Genomic DNA, 16,082 nt, shown 5'->3' with positions numbered 1-16,082 from the left:
CCACAGGCGGCAGCCTATATCTCGTGGGGATTCCCGGAGCCGCCATGACCACCATTACCCATCCAGGCCCCCGCGTCAGCGGGTTTTCCGCCGCGAGGCAGGACGACATCGGCTACTGCGTGCTTGCCGACCTGAGCAGTCCGCCCACCGATCCCTGGCTGCGCCTGTTCGCTGCCCGCTGCGAAGCGGTGTTCGCGCGGCACACCTCACCCGATATCCGTTGGGTGGAAAACAAGATCTGGTTCCGGGTGCCCGCGCCCGACCTGGTGGGTGAATATGCCCGCCTGATCGTCGAGGCAGCCACGGGCGCCAGCACCGATTACGACGACGAGCAACGTCGCGAAGCCGAGCGCGCGGAAGAACTGGCGCGCAAGTCGCACGACCTCGACGACCTGCTGACCCAGGTCAATGCATCGTTGCCCGAGTGGGCCGAAGTCGGCAAGGCCGCAAGCCCGGAGAAAGCGGCGGGCTGATACGGTCGGTCGGGTATCGACTCTCAAGGCTCCCTGACCCATGCGTTTTCTACGTGTCGCGTTGCTTGCAGCGACCTTCGTCGCGTCGTGCCCCGGCATCGCGTGCGCGCGATCGACTCCTACGCTAAATGAGCCGACCCGCGTCGATCTCTGGCCGGGCTCACCGCCGGGCGGCGGTGGACCAGGCGTGCCCGAGCGCCTCTATAAATCGGGCAGCCGTGCCGGCGCCGTCTCCAACGTCAGCGTGCCGCGCATCGAGATCTACAAGCCAGCCCACCCGAACGGCACGGCCATCATCGTGATCGGCGGAGGCGGGTACGCGCGCATCGGCATGGCTCAGGAAGTCATGCCGACCGCAACCTGGCTGGCCTCGCAGGGGATCACGCCGGTCGTCCTCTATTACCGCCTGCCTGCCGACCATTGGCCAGCGGTCGCTCCCTTCCAGGATGCGCAGCGGGCGATTCGTGTTTTGCGCGCCCATGCCCGCGAGTTCGGGGTGAATCCCGCACGTATCGGCGTCATCGGCTTCTCCGCTGGCGGCAACCTCGCCGGCATCGCTGAGACCCGATCCGCTGCGGATTTCTATCCGGCCGTCGATGACGCGGACCGGCACTCTGCGCGACCGGACTTCGCCGCCCTCATCTACCCGGTCATCTCCCTGCAGCAGCCCTTCGACACCACGCGATCGGGTCGCGAACTGTCCACGCAAGCCGATGCGGTGCAGGCGTACTCCGTGCAGCTGCACGTGACGCCGAAGACGCCGCCGACCTTCCTTGCCCAGGCCGAGGACGATCCGATCTCGAACATCGGCAACAGCCGGATCATGTTCGCCGCCCTGAAGCAGAACAGCGTCGAGACCGAGCTCCACGTCTTCGCCAAAGGCGGCCATGGCTGGGGTATGGGTGCGCCAGGCGCCGAGGTCTCGGCGTGGCCCCAGCTGTTCCTCGCCTGGGCCGGGCGCAATGGTTTCCTGTGACGGCCCTCACACACCAGGCCTAAAGGCCGGGCGACTCTCGCCGATCCTTTCATGGAGACCCCGGAGTCCAGCCGCCATGCCTGTCCAGCACGCCCGCCATCAGAACCTGCATACCGTCCTGTCCCAACTGGAGGCGGAGGGCATCGTCGGCTATGCGGACCAGGCCGAGCACCTGGGCAACGTGACCGAGGGTCGCCTCGCCGCCATGGCGCAGGGCGGCCCCATCGATGTCATGTTCGCCCAGCACGTGGAGTGGGCCCTGCATCGGCGGCGCGGCTGGATGGACGAGCTCCACGAAGGCGACCCTCTCGAGGTTTGAGGCTCCGGGCTGCCTCCGCACTACCTTTCGAACCGTGAAAGGTTGTCGAAAGATTCTGCGAAGAGACTGATCGATCGTCCCCGCGAAGTCTCCTCCCCATGAGCGCCCTGCAACGGATTGTTGAGAGCTTCCGCCATCGCGACGATTGGCGGTCTCGCCGCGCCACGAGTGTCTATGCAGCCGGCTACGCCGCGCGCTGCCTTCTCGCGCCGCTTCGCCATTTTCGCTGGCTGGGCCTCCTCCAGAGTCACCCTGCCCTGCAGGCGGCCGCGCGACGCGACGGCCGGCTGGTCGAGCGCTGGCAGCACCGCTTCATCAGCCGACGCTTCGGCGTGCGCAAGCGCCTCGATGCGCTGATGGATCACTACGGCTTCGTTGCCTCGGCGCTCCCCCAGGGCCTGCTCGGACAGATGTATGCCGACGGTCAGGTGGTGCTCGCGGAAGCCGCGATGAAGAACGGGGAGCCTCTCCGCGTGCTGCTCATGCCGCCGACGCGCAAAGGCTGCGAGGGCGAGTTGAACGTGGCGCTCGCCACGGCCGACGGCACCCTGCTCTTCTCCGCCACCATCACCGTGCTGCCTTCCACCGGCCAGCTGTTGGTCGGCTGCCTGCAGGGTCCCAATACTGAGGACGGCCAGGAGCGTGTGCGCCTGGTCACGCGTCAATGCCACGGTCTACGTCCCAAGAACCTGCTGCTGTCGTTGCTGTATGGCTTCGCTGCGGCGCATAAGCTTCCGCGCCTGCGCGGCATCAGCAACGACGGCCATGCGCGCTCGGGCCGGATCAAGGCCAGCTACGACACCTTCTGGATCGAATCCGCAGGTTTCCTCGCACGCGACGGCTTCTTCAACCTGCCGCCCGCCGAGCCGGAACGCAGCGAACTGGACGTCGTGAGCAAGCATCGCTCGGCGTTCCGCCAGCGTGAGGTCCTGCGGCGCGAACTCGTCGCCCGCACGATGCTCGCCCTGACGCAGCCGACAGTCGAGGCGATATCCGCCACTTACGACGAAGGCCTTCGCGCGGCCTGAGCGCTTCGTCGAGGTCGCTCGTCGTCACCCCACCACGTTATCGAGCCGACCGATGCCGGCGAGTTCGATCTCGATACGGTCGCCACGTCGTAGCGACGTCGGCGGCTTCCGTCCGATGCCGACACCTTCCGGCGTACCGGTAGCGATGATGTCTCCCGGCATAAGCGTGATACCTGCCGAGATCGTTTCGATAAGCGTCGGGATGTCGAATATCAGGTCGCGCGTATTGGCGTGCTGGCGAAGCTCGCCGTTCACCCAACACGAAAGCTCGAGGGCCGCGCCGTCGATAGCGTCTGCCGTGACCGCGAACGGTCCCATCGGCGCGAACGTATCGAACGACTTGCCGAGGAACCACTGCTTGTGGCGCTTCTGCCAGTCGCGCGCGGTGACGTCGTTGATGATGGTGTAGCCCCAGACGTGGCGCATCGCATCTGCTTTAGTGATGCCGCGTCCGCCCGCGCCGATGATGACCGCCAGCTCGGCCTCGTAGTCGAGGAAGTCGGTCACGCCCTCTGCCGACCAGATCGTCGCGCCCTGGCCAATCACGCACTCGGGCGCCTTGGTAAACACGATGGGATCAATGGGCAGCTCCTCGGGAGCACCGGTATGGCCCGCGTCGAACCCGCTGCCGGCGAACTCTTTCGCATGCGCCGCATAGTTCTTGCCGACACAGAAGATATTGCGTCGCGGCCGGGGGATGGGTGCGAGCAGCTCCACTCTGTCGAGGGTGATGGGTGAGCCCGTCGGTTCAGCACTGTCCCCTAAGAGGTCGTGCAGGTCGGAGACCGGGTGGCCGTTGATCGTGACGGGAGTGACGGATAGCTCATCGGTCGACATCAACCCGACCTGGACTTGGCCCTCATAACGATACGTCGCGTACTTCATGGGATTTCGAGCCTCCGGGTACCATTGACATTCACCATGATGTATTTACACTATGTGTATGCATCAGTCTACATCCATCACCGACATGCCCTGCGCCTGCACCACGATGCGCAAGGCCACGCGCGCCCTGAGCCGCCTCTACGACGATACGCTGGCGCCGCTCGGTGTCACCGTCGCCCAGTTCGGCGTCCTCAAGGCGATCTGGCGCGAACCGGGCCTGGAACTGAGCCGGCTGGCCGACGAGATGGTCATGGACCGCACCTCCCTGTATCGCATGCTCACGCCGATGACCTCGGCAGGCTGGGTCGCCATTGCCTCGCCGACGAAAGGCCGGGCCAAAACGGTCACCCTCACGACGGAGGGAGAATCCTTGCTAGTCAAAGCGCGCCAGCTCTGGGGCGACGCGCAGACCCGCGTCGTCGGAACCTACGGCGCCGATCGCTGGCAGGTGCTCGAGAACGCCATATCCGAACTGACCCGACTCAGCGTCGGGCTCAACGCCTGATCCATCCCCTGCTCCAACCTACAGGAGACTCCCATGCCCTTCGTTCGCATCGACCTTCTCCGCGGTAAGGACACCGCATACCGCAGCAAGCTTGGCCAGGCCGTTTATGACGCACTGAGCAGCATCGGCGCTCCCGAACATGATCGCTTCCAGGTAATCGCCGAGCACGACGCCGACGGCCTCATCTTCGACCGCACCTACCTCGGCATCGACCGCGGCGACAACTTCGTATCCGTACAGATCACCTTCAACGAAGGCCGCACGCTCGATCAGAAGAAAGCCCTCTACAAGGCCATCGTCAAGAACATGGGCGACTCCGTCGGCATGCGCCCCCAGGACGTCTTCGTCAACCTCGTCGAAACCAAAAAGGAAAACTGGTCCTTCGGCAACGGCGAAGCCCAATACGCCACGTAACGGCCCCTCTGCCCTGTTTTCTTGTCATCTCTGATGTGGGAGTCGATTCATCGGCGATGGGTGCTAGCGATATCTCCACCAGGAAAACCACCATGCCAACCTACGTGGTCCGCAGCACCCTCCCCAACCTCCCCACCACCACCAAACAATCCATCGCCCAAGCCATAACGAAAGCCCACGCCGACATCACCGGCGCCAACACCTTCTTCGCCCAGGTCGTCTTCGACCACGCGCCACGCGAAGACTGGTTCATCGGCGGTGTCCCGCTGGAAGGTGAAACACTCTTCATACACGGCCACGTCCGCAGTGGCCGCACCGACGAACAGAAACGCACGCTGGTAGAGCGCCTCGTCCGCGACGTGGCACTCGCCGCCGGATTGCCCACGCAAGCAATCTGGGTCTACCTCAGCGAAATCCGCCCCAGCCTCATGGCGGAGTTCGGACACGTATTACCGGAACCCGGTGACGAAGCTGTCTGGTTCGACGCGCTACCGGAAGAGGATCGCCGTATGCTTGCAGCGATCGCAAAGCGCTCAGGCGACTAACGCTCCCGCGATATCCACACAGCCTGATTCACTGCATCGATGACGACCTGCGGCTTGTCGTACTGGATGTAGTGACCAGCGTCAGGAACGATTTCGTTCACACCACGCGTGGACATGGCCGCGACGCGAAGGTGCAGCCCCTCCCACGACAACGTCTTGCGGTTTCGCTCGTCTTGCGATTCGCCTGTACGAGTGGGAAACGGAGAATGCGTCAGCACGATGATCGGCATATCGCCGAAATCAGTTCGCGTCTTTCGGGTTTCATCGGCGCTGGCATAGAAGACGTTCTCTCGTTCGGAAGCGACTTCGGCCTGCCATTTCTCGGTCGCCCCGTAGGCCGCTTGCGCCTGGTTGATCGCGGCGCTGAAGTGCGGGTCGTTCGTATCGCCAAGGCACTTTTCGTACAAGGTGCTGCCTTTTCCCAAACCCTGATGAGCGGCATCGACGCATGCATGCTGGTCCTTCAGGAACTGGTCGTACTTTTCCTTGTCGCCCGGCGCACTGAGTGCCCAGCCTTCGGACGACTGCTCTTCGTGCGAGCCCTCGACGATCACCATGCCGACGACCTCGGTCGGATACTTGTCGGCGAACACACGCACGTGCATGCCCGCCAGGGAGTGACCGACAAGGACATAAGGTGGTTTGATGCCCGCATGGCCAAGCAACGCGTGCAGATCTTCCGCTTGGTTGACGGGTGTACCAGGCCGACGCCCCGCATCACTGAAGCCCAGCCCGGCACGATCAAATGAACAAACGCGCGTCGTCCTCGCCATCGCTGGCTGGACCATCGCCCAGGACACGGTCGAGTCGCCCATGCCGGCATCGAGCACCACGGTCGGCGAACCGGAACCGAGACAATAGAGGTTGAGCCGTTGGCCACCTCCGATGTCGACCAGAAGGACCGGGCGGGTATAGACGGCATCGTCGATCACTGCGGGCTTCGACAGCTTTGCTTGTGCGTAGCACGGCACCGACGCTGCCAACAGGCAAAGCGCCGCAATCACGTTCCTCATCCCTAGTCCCTGTCGAAAGGCCCACTGTGGGCTAGTCGATTCTTCCTTCGGTCCCCTGCGCCGTCAACGTCCATGCGGCAGGACGGTGGGTGAAAGCCTCGCTACCATCTCTGCCTGCAGGAAGTCGATGAACCGCCGTACCCGCGGTGGCTGATAGGTGTTCGCGTGATACATGGCATGGATCGGCGATGACGCTGACCACTCCTTAGCGTGGATCAGAACGAGACGTCCTTCGCGAACGTCATCCGCGACGGCCCACTGCTGGCGATACGCAAATCCCAGTCCCCGAATCGCCCACTTGCGGATAACCTCGCTATCCGTGCACTCGTGATAGCGACGAACGCATACGGTCGTGTCACCCAGCCGCCACTCATCGCGAGGCCCTGCGTTTGTGGTCAGCACCAGCGTCGGAAGCTCGACAAGATCTTCTGGTCGCGACGGCATGCCATGCGTCGCGATACACGATGGCGATGCACACACCACCCGCCGACTATCCACGAGATGACGCGCAACCAGCGAACTATCCTCGAGCGGCCCAACGCGAATCGCGACATCCACATCGTCGGGCACGAAGCGCGAAATCGAATCAGCCAGCGAGAGCACGATGCGCACTTCCGGATGGACGGCCATGAAGCCGTCGAGAATATCGAGCAGCAGGTTCCGCCCGAGATCCGAAGGGGCCGAGATACGCAGCGTGCCGCTGACCGTGTCGGTGCCACTACGCACGGCGCGCTCGCCTTCATTCATCGCGTCGATCGCGATACGGCAGTAGCCGAGGTAGGTGCGGCCTTCATCCGTCACGCGTAGCTGCCGCGTTGTCCGCTCGAAAAGTCGCGCGCCCACGGCCGCCTCGATGCGCTGCACGCAGGCGCTGGCGGCGGCTGGGGAAAGGCCAGCCCGGCGACCCGCAGCAGAGAGGCTGCCCAGATCGGCGGCATCGACGAGGAGTTGCATGTCGCTCAGGCGATTCATGGCGTCGCGTCCGGTCGAGGCCAGCTGCCTCGGGCCGATCATCTTCAAATTATTTTTGAAGGTCAATGAAGATCGCGGCTAATTATCAAATCTGCCGCCTACGGCGAGGATGGCCTCACCCACTCCCACCCAAGGATCTCCGCCATGAAGAACACCCACCGGTTCGCCCTCGCCTCCTCCCTTGCCCTTGCCGCCGTACCGATCGGCGCGTTTGCCGCCGATGCCGCCTCACCCGGGCCGGGGGTTCTCGAGGGCGCGTGGAAGCTGGTTCGTTGCGACAACGTCTACCCGGACGGTCATCGGGTCGAACTCTATGGGCCGAACCCGGAGGGACTGTGGCTCATCGACGCGCACGGCAACTACATGATGGATATCGTGCGGGCCAATCGGACGCCATTCGCCACTAACGACAAGTCCAAGGGCACGCCTGACGAATACCGCGCCGCGTCCATGGACTTCAACGCGCACTTCGGCACGGTAACCGTCGATGGCATGACGATGCACAGCCACATCAAGCAGGCGTCGTTTCCCAACTGGGATGGCAAGGGCGGCGACAGCACGTTCGTGATCAAGGGCGATGAGCTCACTTACACCGTCGCAAAACCGTCCAGTGGCGCGGCGGAAGGAGCACACGGCGAGGTCGTCTGGCGCCGCGTGAACCCCTGACCTCTGCGTGCCTCAGAGCAGGCGAATCCCGAACGGCTTCATGCACGCGGCAAACGCCGCGAAGCACACGATCGTGACAACCGCGCTGAGTCCCAACGCCGGCCAGAAGCCGAAGCGGGCAAGCAGTGCTGGAAACGCCAGGAACATCGGCAGTGTCGGCACCACGTACCAGAACGTGTACCAGGCGTGGTTGGCGATCTTCTCGGTGGGCTGCTTTTCGATGTAGAGCCACGTCAACGCGAGCAGCGTGACCAGCGGCAAGGAAGCCAGAAGCGCACCGAGACGATCGCTGCGCTTCGCTACCTCCGATACCGCAACGACGACCGCTGCGGTGATCAGGTACTTGGTGATGATCCAGTACATGGCGCTGCTGGTTCAGTGTTCTTCCATCACCACTGGTTATCGTCGTCACCACCGCCGCCGGACGAGCTGTCGTCCCACGAGCTGTCGTTGTTGCCCATGTCGATCGGGTCATCGCGGAGGTCGTCATATGCCTGCGCGGACGGATCCGGCTGCGACGACGAATCCGGGCCGAGATTGGCGAAGCCGTTCCCGCCAGCGTTGCGCGATTCCTCACCACCATTGTGCGAACGAAGTGCCTCATCAAGCAGTGCACCGGCAGCCAGGCCACCAAGACCGGCTGCGACGGCCGTGCCCACGCCCGACGACGGCGGCGGGGCGTAACCCGGGCCACCACCCGGATAGCCACCGTAAGGCTGGTTACCGTAGGGCTGACCGCCGTTCATCGGCGGCGCCGGCGGGTAGCCATTGCCGAACTGGTTGTTGGGGTTCTGACGGCGGCGCATGAGGAAGAAAATGATTAGGACGAGGATCACGCCCCCGATCAACCAGCCCGTCATGTGCGACTGACCACCAGCTTCGGTACGGGCAGCCGGCTGGGGCTCAGTGAAACGCGTGGGCGATGTCGCCGTCGGCCGTGCGGAAGGCGGCGCGAGCGCAGCGTCCAGCTCGTGCTGGAAGTGCTGGAACTTGGCCGGATCCGTGAACTTGGTGGACGGGTCCAGCGTCGCCGCCTTGGACGCCTCGGTCTTGGCCTCACCGATATTGCCCTCGTGGGCAAGGACTTCGGCGAGGATGTAATGCGCCTTTGCGCTCTCCGGATGCTCGGAGACCGCCTGGCGCAACGCCGTCTCGGCGGCCGGGTAGTCGCCGCGGGCGATCAGGGCCTGAACATCCTTGGGGGAGTCGGCAGCGCTTGCCGCCACAGAAGTGAGGGCCAACAGGACTAACGTGAGAATCGGCTTATGCATGACGTTCTCGGAGCTCAGGAAGACTCCTAGTGTCAGGGCTTGGTCGAACGTTTGCGAGCCGCAAGAAATTGCTGTTCAGCGTGGATTTCTTCGCGCGGCCAAGCCTTGTCACCGATCGCCACACTTGTCACTCAACTCCGCGGTAGGTAGCATCAATTCCGGGGACGCCTTCGGGACTCTCCTACAGGAACCTCAAGCCGGTGATAAGAGGCCCTGCCGCCTTCTCTGAAGGTCCTCACCCAGAGTGGGATATCCAAGAGCTTCCGGTGATCGAAGGGCCCCTTTGGGGCCCTTTTTTTTAACGCGCGCGATGCGGCTGGCGTCCGAGGCGCGTGTTTCTCAGGATGGCGTTTAATCCGATCTTCTGAACGCCGCGGTGGCGCTCAGGCGCATCGAATCGCTCGTATGCGCTTTCCACGAAGAATAGCGCCCTATCAGCTGCGACCGTTCGGACATTAAAGAAGACGGTGTACTCGCCCGCCATCCCGGTGCCTTCAACGGTAAAAAAATTACCTCGACCCGTGAGATAGCACCTTCGTGCCTGCAGTGTACGGATGAGATCAGGCAGGCACCTGGAGAGCGACCAGCGCTCCGCACAGAAATTCCGCGTGTCGCCGCGGCGTTCGTCCGTATATGCGAGAAGAGGAACGACTGGATTTTCAGTGCTGCACGAGGTCGTGAAGCAATGATGCGAAAAATGGATCAACAAGGTCACGCCGAACGCCACCTTCCCGGGACGGCCGGGCTTACCGCCAACAGCAGCGACACTGACCGCGAGTTCGAAGGGATCGAGATGACCGAGGTCGTAGACGACTCCGTTCACATCGTGGGCTCGCCAAACTGGGCCAAAGCACCTCGTCACCTTTGAAAATTCATGCTTCGTCTCTTGCCGGCGTCACGAAGTCAGGAAGCCGCGCGACGTGAGGGCGCCGACGTCTCGTCGGCAACTAACCTGAAATGCGCGTCGATGACGCAGAGCGAAGAAGCCGCCGCGAGCGCTGCAATGAGCGACAGCAAAAGAACGATCCGCATCTGGACCCTGTCCTTCCAGCGCACAAGACCCCTCACGTCCGCTGTCAGTTCAGTGACAAGGGCATCGACTTCGTCGACCGTCCTCTCTACCCGAGCCTGAGACGCTGCGATCTGCACCAGCATGTCGCCAATGATCCGTCGTTGCGCCTGCAAAGCACCGTTTCCGGACGACTTGCAGGAAGTATCAATCGGCAAATTTCTAGAGACCGTCACGCGTAGCTCTCGCTCTTCGAACCGATAGAAATGGCAAGAAGAAATCTTACGATGCACCGGTCTGCGCGTCTGTCAGGCAACGCCTACGCCACGCTGCTTCCACATTGGCTCGCAGAAGTCTCAGGATTTTCGCAGCGGCGAAGGTGGCAGGAGAACGAAGCAATCTTCCTCACGCGTGCTATCGACGCGACAAACTCGCAGGAGCGTTCGCGCACCTACAGACAACCAAATGTTGTTTTGTTAGGGTGCCCACGTTGCCTGCGATATCGCTAATCCTGCGGCGCACACAACCATCGCTCGATGCGGTGAGAAGCGCGGCCCGAGAGTGCTAGGAACACTCCCGGACCGCTGACCACAATCAACTAAACAGGAGTCAATCGTGGGTCCCAACGATCATACGGCATGTATGGACGCCTCCCGTTTGGCAAGGTCCTTCGACGTGATGTAGCAACAGAGCGCGGTCGCGGTTATGTATACGGCCTGTCGTGCAGGCTCGAATGCGATACCTGCTGGCCCTGATGGAATCAGCTGACCCACGCCTCATTACTCGCAAGGACTCGAAGTCCAGTACCGTATTCAGGTTTGGTGGATCACGGTCCGACCTGTTGGCCCATCATGTCGTGGCGTACCTTGCACAACGCTTGAAAGAGGAAAACGATAGCTGGCCAGCCTACGCAGGCTGACTCACATGCCCGCATTGATAGATTCGTCGATGGGCGATGAGTGCCCATACCGTGCGCGCCATTTTGTTGGCGAGCGCTACTGCCGCCACGTTGAGCGAGCGTCGCTGAAGGATGGCAGTGATCCATGGTGACGGGGTTCGGCTGTGTACCAGTACCGAGCGTGCTCCATGAATCAACAACGTCCGTAAATAGGTGTCGCCTCGCTTGCTGATGCCTAAGAGTCTCACTTTGCCTCCTGTGCCGGTCTGCCGAGGCACCAGGCCAAGCCAGGCGGCGAACTCCCGGCCAGAACGAAAAGCTCGCGGATCACCCATGGAGGCCACTGCGGCGGTGGCGGTAAGCAACCCCACGCCAGGAATCGCCGCGATCCGTTGACAGTCTTCATCCTCTCGGTGCCAGAGCTGCAGTCTGCGCTCGATATCGGCAATTTGACCTTCCATCTGCCCAATGCGCGCGTACTGTTCGCGTAGTGTCTCGATTAACACGGTCGGCAATCGATCCGTGAGTCGCCCGAGTACAAGCGGAATCATTTTTGTCAGCGCAGCACGGCCTTTCGGCATCACCTCACCATACTCGGCCAGCAGACCGCGTAGCCCATTCATCTGCGCAGTGCGGAACTTCACCAGTTGCTGTCGCATCCGATGTAGTGCCAGCACCGCCTGCTGAGCCTCGGATTTCACGGCTACCGCGCGGATGCCTGGCTGAAGCATGGCGACCCAAATCGCCTGGGCATCGGCGACGTCGTTTTTGTTGCCTACAGCAAACGGTCGTACGTGCTGAGCGGGGAGTAATTTGACAGCATGCCCCAGCGCCATCAGCCTGCGCGCCCAATGCTGCGCACCGCCGCAAGCCTCCATGCCAATCAGGCAACTCTGCCGATTGGCGAAGTAATCCAGGAACTTCGCGCGCTTGATCTGCCTGCGAATGACCTCGCCTGTCTCAGCGTTCACTTCGTGAACCTGGAATACCTGCTTGGCGATATCCACACCTATCATGGTTTGAGCGATGGATTTCATGGCACACCCTCCGGCGGCATCGTTGTAATCGCGGTTTACCACCTTTCTAAGCAAAATCCCATGCATCCGATATCTGGCGCCGGGGCGAGGCAGGAGGCGTCCATTCCATTACTCGTCCGCCCGCCGAATCCCCCCGGCGACACCCTCAACGGTTACCGAGCTGTCTGCCTACGTCGCAGACACGGTTGAGGAACCGGGGCGTCACCCATTTGAGATGTTTCTTGGCCGTGTGACCCGGCGTGTACTTCTGCGTCTCGTTGCCTCGGGCTGACGCTCGCCACTTCGTCAATCAATTCGTCCGTCGCCCGGTCACGGGCAGCCGTGGAACCGCGAGTCCGCTTGGTCTGCGGTGCGTTGCTTCGTGCGCGCGCCGTCGTTACCCGCATGAGTCATCAAGGAGCACTGATGTCTGTAGTCAATGAACACGGCGAGGCTCGCCGCGCACGCTATTACGCTGATCCTGATGCGACGGCGCACGATCTTCTCAACAATGCTGCGGAGCTATTGCAGTACGCGCGTGGGCTTACGGAACTGCTCGCTGAGTTTGTTCACGAGTCGGATACGGTGGATTGCCGGCGGATGGCGCTTTCGCTTGATGCGATCGCGGCACTGACCCAGATGGGAGCGCATTGCGCGGCTGAGGCACATGCTCGCTTGTCGTGGGAGAACGGCTCAACGGCAGATACGATGGGGCCGCATTGATGGTAACGATGGGTTTGTCTGCAATTTCCCCACAGCTTGCTTCCCGCAAATGCGAGCTCGTATCGCAAGAAACCATCTGCATCAGGTGGATAGCTCTTGTGGGCATTTACGCCATTCCTATCGTTGCCCTGCTCCACCGGATATTCATGTGATCCAGGCTCAGATCCAAATGAGCGGCGGACCTCCCTGTTGATTGAATCCCGATCGAGCGGGTCCCGTTGCCATTTGCCGATACCTTGGGCCGGTCATCTATACGCCTGACGGCCGCAGATAAAGATAGGCCCGAGCCCGTTCATCCGTCTGATCGACAGCACAGATTCGGCAAGCTCTTCGCGCTGCTCGGGTACTTCGGCGAAGTCTGCCGGACACATCCACATCGACCAGTTTGACGCGGGGGAAAAGCCCTCCCAGACCGTGCTTGATCTCGTACGCAAAAAGGACGGCTGGCATGTAGCCAGTGCGACGCGTGAAACCGTCCCGGAAGGCTATGGCAAAGCAACGACTAAAACGCTTCCCATGCCAGCGTCCGGCCTTGCCAAGGACATGGATGCGCAGTGGAACGTGCCGGTTTTTCTAAACACCGTCCTGTTCAACCATCGGAATGGCAAGTTTATGTTCATGCACAAGAACAGCACCCCAGCCGCCGTATGGGAGGCCGCAAAAGGTGATTGCAACAAGGAAGATTGCGACGTCCTCGTCCAGCAGCAGGACGGCTGCATTTCGCTCGTTCGGGACGCAGCCGGCCACCCGTTTGCTGCGGGCACTCCCGATCCGAAAGATGAAAAAGCCGCCTTGTCCAAGGCCATGGATGCCTGCAGCAAAGAAGGCGGGAAGGCATGCGAGGAAGCTAACACCGACTGCAACACTGGGGTTTTCTGACCATGTGTTATCACGGTGCGCTTCCGTACCCGCGAGAATGCGTCTCTACGGTGTGAGCTAGTCACCACCTACCAGACGCCGTCTCGGTTATCCTCCAAATATCCCCTACTTGGAGTTGGCAATGAAACGGACTTTACGATGGGCACTGGCCACCTTGCTTATGGCTACGGCTCCTGCCTTCGCCTCGCCAGCATCCAAGACCCCACCCTCAGCTCCGCCAGAAGTGATGGCAGCTGCACCCCCGGGAACTGCCCTACAATTTTTTTCATCGACTGGTGACCAGCCTGTCGCCGATGCGATGGCGGTCTTCGAGACTGCTCCGGATAAAGACAACGTGCGTTTCCGCACCCTGGTCATGTTCGGCAAGCGGGACGGAAAGTTTGTGCCCGACTTTTCCAACGGAAAAGTCGTCGCCTGCTCGCTCTGCAGTCAGTTTCACGATGACCCCTGGGATGACAATTTTTTGAAGTTCACCGTTGGCCATCTGCACTTCGAGCAAATGGATGGCGGCGAGAAGCCGTCCACGACCTATCTGGACTTCGTCCGCAAAGCAGGCGTTTGGCACGTGACGAATGCAACGCGCGAAACGGTTGTTTCGGGCCGCTATGAGGACACAAAAGAAAAGCTTCCCTTGCCCTCCTCCGGTCTTGCAAAGGACATGGACGCGAAATGGAGCGTACCGATATTCCTCAATACCATTCTCATCAACCACCAGAAAGGCGACAAGTTCTCGTTTCTACACGGGGACGCCACGGTCGACGCCATGTGGAAAGGTGAGGAAGGCGATTGCAATCGTCAGGACTGCACGATCCTGGTCCAGCAGCAAGACGGATGCATCTCTCTCGTACGGGATTCCAATGGCCGCCCGTTCGGGGCGGGCACACCTGACCCGAAGGATGAAAAGGCAGCGACAGCGAAGGCAATGAACGCTTGCACGTCGGCAGGAGGACAGATGTGCAAGGAAGTGCGCAACGATTGCAGCAGGGGCATTCTCTGAGGATTCCGCGACGGCCGGAAGGCTATTTGAAATGGAGCAGATATGGACGTTGTTTCGGACAAAAAGGTTGATCGTCTTGTAGCGTCATACGGCACTACGCGCATCTACGAGCTCAATGACAAGACATGGCTCACGGCGGAGCAGGGAACAGTTTCATGGCGTAACAACAACCCGGGAAACCTCAAGTTCGAGTACGCGGGTGTGTCGGACAATGAAACTCATCGAACCAAAGAGGGCGCGCTTTCCCTCGCGCAGCGTGCATATAAGGGTGTCGTCGACCTCGACCACCACGGCAACGTCGTCTTCGAGACATACGAGGCCGGACGAGCTGCCCAAAAGCAGCTCATCGAGACCCGCCACGCTAAACACACGGTCGAGACCATCGTCCCGGATTATTCAAGACCTGATTACAGCGGGGCCGTTCACCCCGAGGCACAAACAAGAGACATCTACGCCACGGCGTTAGCAGCAGGGCACGACCTCCACGGCAAGATGGTCAAGGACATGACCGAGGAGGAAAAGGGAGCACTGCTCGATGGCATCTCTCACTTCGAGCAATGGAAAGCCGGGACCGTCGCGCCGACCCCGGTGATGACGGAAGACCAGTTGGCAGCACTCAAGGCTTCGCACCCTGCCCCCGCCGCCCCTGCACCGGCCGCACATGGTCACGGTGACCACGCTGGGAGCCATAAGCAGGGCGACCACGGCGCCGCTGTTGGTGCGCTCCAGACTGATCTCGCCACCCTTGGCGTCAAGGCAAGGAATGGCAGCGCCATACATCCAGACTCTCACTTTGGTCCGCACACGAAGGAAGCGGTTGAAGCCTTCCAGACGGCACACGGCCTCAAAGCAGATGGCGTGGCAGGACCTGCAACGATGGCAGCCATCAGTGAAGCGAAAGGTCATCTACAGGCCGCGACCCCGTCCGTCCCGACCTTGCTAGACGCTCGCCACCCAGCAAACGGTATTTACGAGCAGGCGCACATTTGTGTGGCCCGCATCGATCAGGAACAGGGGCGAACGCCCGGCCCGCATACTCAGAACTTCGCCGGTTCATTGACGTCAGCGGCGACTGCCGCCGGGTTCAGCCGGATCGACCATGTGGCCCTGTCCGATGACGCCAACCGCGGCTACGCCATCCAGGGCGACCTCAATTCCCCATTCAAGAAGTACGTCGAGGTCGACGTCATGCAGGCCATCCAGACGCCGCTGGCCCAAAGCAGTGAGGCTGCAGCGTTGAACGTGCAGAACAATGCACAGCAGCAGGCGCAAGCTCAGCAGCCGGTTCAGCAGCCGATGGCGCCGGACCCTGTCCAGCAGGCTGCGGGACCATCGATGGCGCGGTGAGCAGGCTCGCCGCATGGAGTTAGCTGATCCCAGGCGGCGAAAGCCCTTCAGTAATCAATTCCGGCAATTTCACCGATTCCAGCCCCAGTCCCCCTATCCTTGGCCATTGGACCGGACGCATCTGGCAGAATGGCCAGACACCGTCT

Annotated in this window: 20 protein-coding genes; 12 read left to right on the top strand and 8 right to left on the bottom strand. The window is 61.6% G+C overall.

What is annotated here, in order from left to right; genetic code table 11:
* The first annotated feature begins 44 nt into the window (after positions 1-44).
* The 4 genes from ACVWWJ_RS08135 (at position 45) to ACVWWJ_RS08120 (ending at position 2,796) form a co-directional block, all read left to right on the top strand.
* A complete protein-coding gene (locus ACVWWJ_RS08135; RefSeq protein ID WP_159891550.1) occupies positions 45-473 on the top strand; it encodes a hypothetical protein in 429 nt (142 codons plus the stop codon).
* Positions 474-513: 40 nt separating this feature from the next.
* A complete protein-coding gene (locus ACVWWJ_RS08130; RefSeq protein ID WP_456967359.1) occupies positions 514-1,449 on the top strand; it encodes an alpha/beta hydrolase in 936 nt (311 codons plus the stop codon).
* Positions 1,450-1,525: 76 nt separating this feature from the next.
* Entirely contained in the window at positions 1,526-1,768 is a 243-nt protein-coding gene (locus ACVWWJ_RS08125) for a hypothetical protein (RefSeq protein ID WP_456967358.1), read from the top strand.
* A gap of 98 nt (positions 1,769-1,866) precedes the next feature.
* Positions 1,867-2,796, top strand: a complete 930-nt coding sequence (locus ACVWWJ_RS08120; RefSeq protein ID WP_456967357.1) for a VirK/YbjX family protein — start codon at positions 1,867-1,869, stop codon at positions 2,794-2,796.
* Positions 2,797-2,820: 24 nt separating this feature from the next.
* Here ACVWWJ_RS08120 and ACVWWJ_RS08115 read toward each other — a convergent pair whose 3' ends face one another.
* Positions 2,821-3,681, bottom strand: a complete 861-nt coding sequence (locus ACVWWJ_RS08115) for a fumarylacetoacetate hydrolase family protein (RefSeq protein WP_456967356.1) — start codon at positions 3,679-3,681, stop codon at positions 2,821-2,823.
* 58 nt (positions 3,682-3,739) lie between these two features.
* On the opposite strand from ACVWWJ_RS08115, the gene ACVWWJ_RS08110 reads away from it, so the two are divergent.
* From ACVWWJ_RS08110 to ACVWWJ_RS08100, 3 genes are all read left to right on the top strand, one after another.
* Positions 3,740-4,186 carry a MarR family winged helix-turn-helix transcriptional regulator gene (locus ACVWWJ_RS08110; protein ID WP_456967355.1) on the top strand — a complete coding sequence of 149 codons (447 nt, stop codon included), beginning with the start codon at positions 3,740-3,742 and terminating at the stop codon, positions 4,184-4,186.
* A gap of 33 nt (positions 4,187-4,219) precedes the next feature.
* A complete protein-coding gene (locus ACVWWJ_RS08105; RefSeq protein WP_159891538.1) occupies positions 4,220-4,600 on the top strand; it encodes a tautomerase family protein in 381 nt (126 codons plus the stop codon).
* 92 nt (positions 4,601-4,692) lie between these two features.
* On the top strand, positions 4,693-5,145 hold the full coding sequence (locus ACVWWJ_RS08100) for a tautomerase family protein (RefSeq protein WP_456967354.1): 453 nt from the start codon (positions 4,693-4,695) through the stop codon (positions 5,143-5,145).
* Here ACVWWJ_RS08100 and ACVWWJ_RS08095 read toward each other — a convergent pair.
* Both ACVWWJ_RS08095 and ACVWWJ_RS08090 read right to left on the bottom strand, forming a co-directional pair.
* The gene (locus ACVWWJ_RS08095; RefSeq protein ID WP_456967353.1) at positions 5,142-6,158 is read right to left on the bottom strand and encodes an alpha/beta hydrolase; all 1,017 of its coding nucleotides are present in this window, start codon (positions 6,156-6,158) and stop codon (positions 5,142-5,144) included. The genes ACVWWJ_RS08100 and ACVWWJ_RS08095 overlap by 4 nt on opposite strands.
* Before the next feature lie 63 nt (positions 6,159-6,221).
* Complete coding sequence (locus ACVWWJ_RS08090; RefSeq protein WP_456967352.1) at positions 6,222-7,130, bottom strand: LysR family transcriptional regulator; 909 nt, start codon at positions 7,128-7,130, stop codon at positions 6,222-6,224.
* A gap of 144 nt (positions 7,131-7,274) precedes the next feature.
* Between ACVWWJ_RS08090 and ACVWWJ_RS08085 the strand changes: the two genes are divergently transcribed.
* The gene (locus tag ACVWWJ_RS08085; RefSeq protein ID WP_456967351.1) at positions 7,275-7,796 is read left to right on the top strand and encodes a lipocalin-like domain-containing protein; all 522 of its coding nucleotides are present in this window, start codon (positions 7,275-7,277) and stop codon (positions 7,794-7,796) included.
* A gap of 12 nt (positions 7,797-7,808) precedes the next feature.
* Here the strand turns inward: ACVWWJ_RS08085 and ACVWWJ_RS08080 are convergent, their stop codons facing one another.
* The 5 genes from ACVWWJ_RS08080 to ACVWWJ_RS08060 all read right to left on the bottom strand — a co-directional run bounded on the left by ACVWWJ_RS08080 (position 7,809) and on the right by ACVWWJ_RS08060 (position 12,002).
* A complete protein-coding gene (locus ACVWWJ_RS08080) occupies positions 7,809-8,159 on the bottom strand; it encodes a DUF3147 family protein (RefSeq protein ID WP_456967350.1) in 351 nt (116 codons plus the stop codon).
* 26 nt (positions 8,160-8,185) lie between these two features.
* On the bottom strand, positions 8,186-9,067 hold the full coding sequence (locus ACVWWJ_RS08075) for a tetratricopeptide repeat protein (protein ID WP_456967349.1): 882 nt from the start codon (positions 9,065-9,067) through the stop codon (positions 8,186-8,188).
* 298 nt (positions 9,068-9,365) lie between these two features.
* Positions 9,366-9,890, bottom strand: coding sequence for a hypothetical protein (locus ACVWWJ_RS08070; protein WP_456967348.1), 525 nt, complete (start codon positions 9,888-9,890; stop codon positions 9,366-9,368).
* Between the two features lie 80 nt (positions 9,891-9,970).
* The gene (locus ACVWWJ_RS08065) at positions 9,971-10,222 is read right to left on the bottom strand and encodes a hypothetical protein (RefSeq protein ID WP_456967347.1); all 252 of its coding nucleotides are present in this window, start codon (positions 10,220-10,222) and stop codon (positions 9,971-9,973) included.
* 760 nt (positions 10,223-10,982) lie between these two features.
* Positions 10,983-12,002, bottom strand: coding sequence for an IS110 family RNA-guided transposase (locus tag ACVWWJ_RS08060; RefSeq protein WP_456969681.1), 1,020 nt, complete (start codon positions 12,000-12,002; stop codon positions 10,983-10,985).
* Between the two features lie 414 nt (positions 12,003-12,416).
* Here ACVWWJ_RS08060 and ACVWWJ_RS08055 point away from each other — a divergent pair, with 414 nt between their 5' ends.
* From ACVWWJ_RS08055 to ACVWWJ_RS08040, 4 genes are all read left to right on the top strand, one after another.
* Positions 12,417-12,713: a hypothetical protein gene (locus ACVWWJ_RS08055; protein ID WP_456967345.1), complete on the top strand. Its 297-nt coding sequence runs from the start codon at positions 12,417-12,419 to the stop codon at positions 12,711-12,713.
* A gap of 414 nt (positions 12,714-13,127) precedes the next feature.
* Positions 13,128-13,592, top strand: a complete 465-nt coding sequence (locus ACVWWJ_RS08050) for a DUF4189 domain-containing protein (RefSeq protein ID WP_456967344.1) — start codon at positions 13,128-13,130, stop codon at positions 13,590-13,592.
* 226 nt (positions 13,593-13,818) lie between these two features.
* A complete protein-coding gene (locus ACVWWJ_RS08045; protein WP_456967343.1) occupies positions 13,819-14,589 on the top strand; it encodes a DUF4189 domain-containing protein in 771 nt (256 codons plus the stop codon).
* A gap of 42 nt (positions 14,590-14,631) precedes the next feature.
* Positions 14,632-15,936, top strand: coding sequence for an XVIPCD domain-containing protein (locus ACVWWJ_RS08040; RefSeq protein WP_456967342.1), 1,305 nt, complete (start codon positions 14,632-14,634; stop codon positions 15,934-15,936).
* Positions 15,937-16,082: the final 146 nt, after the last annotated feature.

This window comes from Luteibacter sp. HA06 (assembly GCF_054061215.1).
This window is presented reverse-complemented; position numbering and strand designations above follow the sequence as displayed.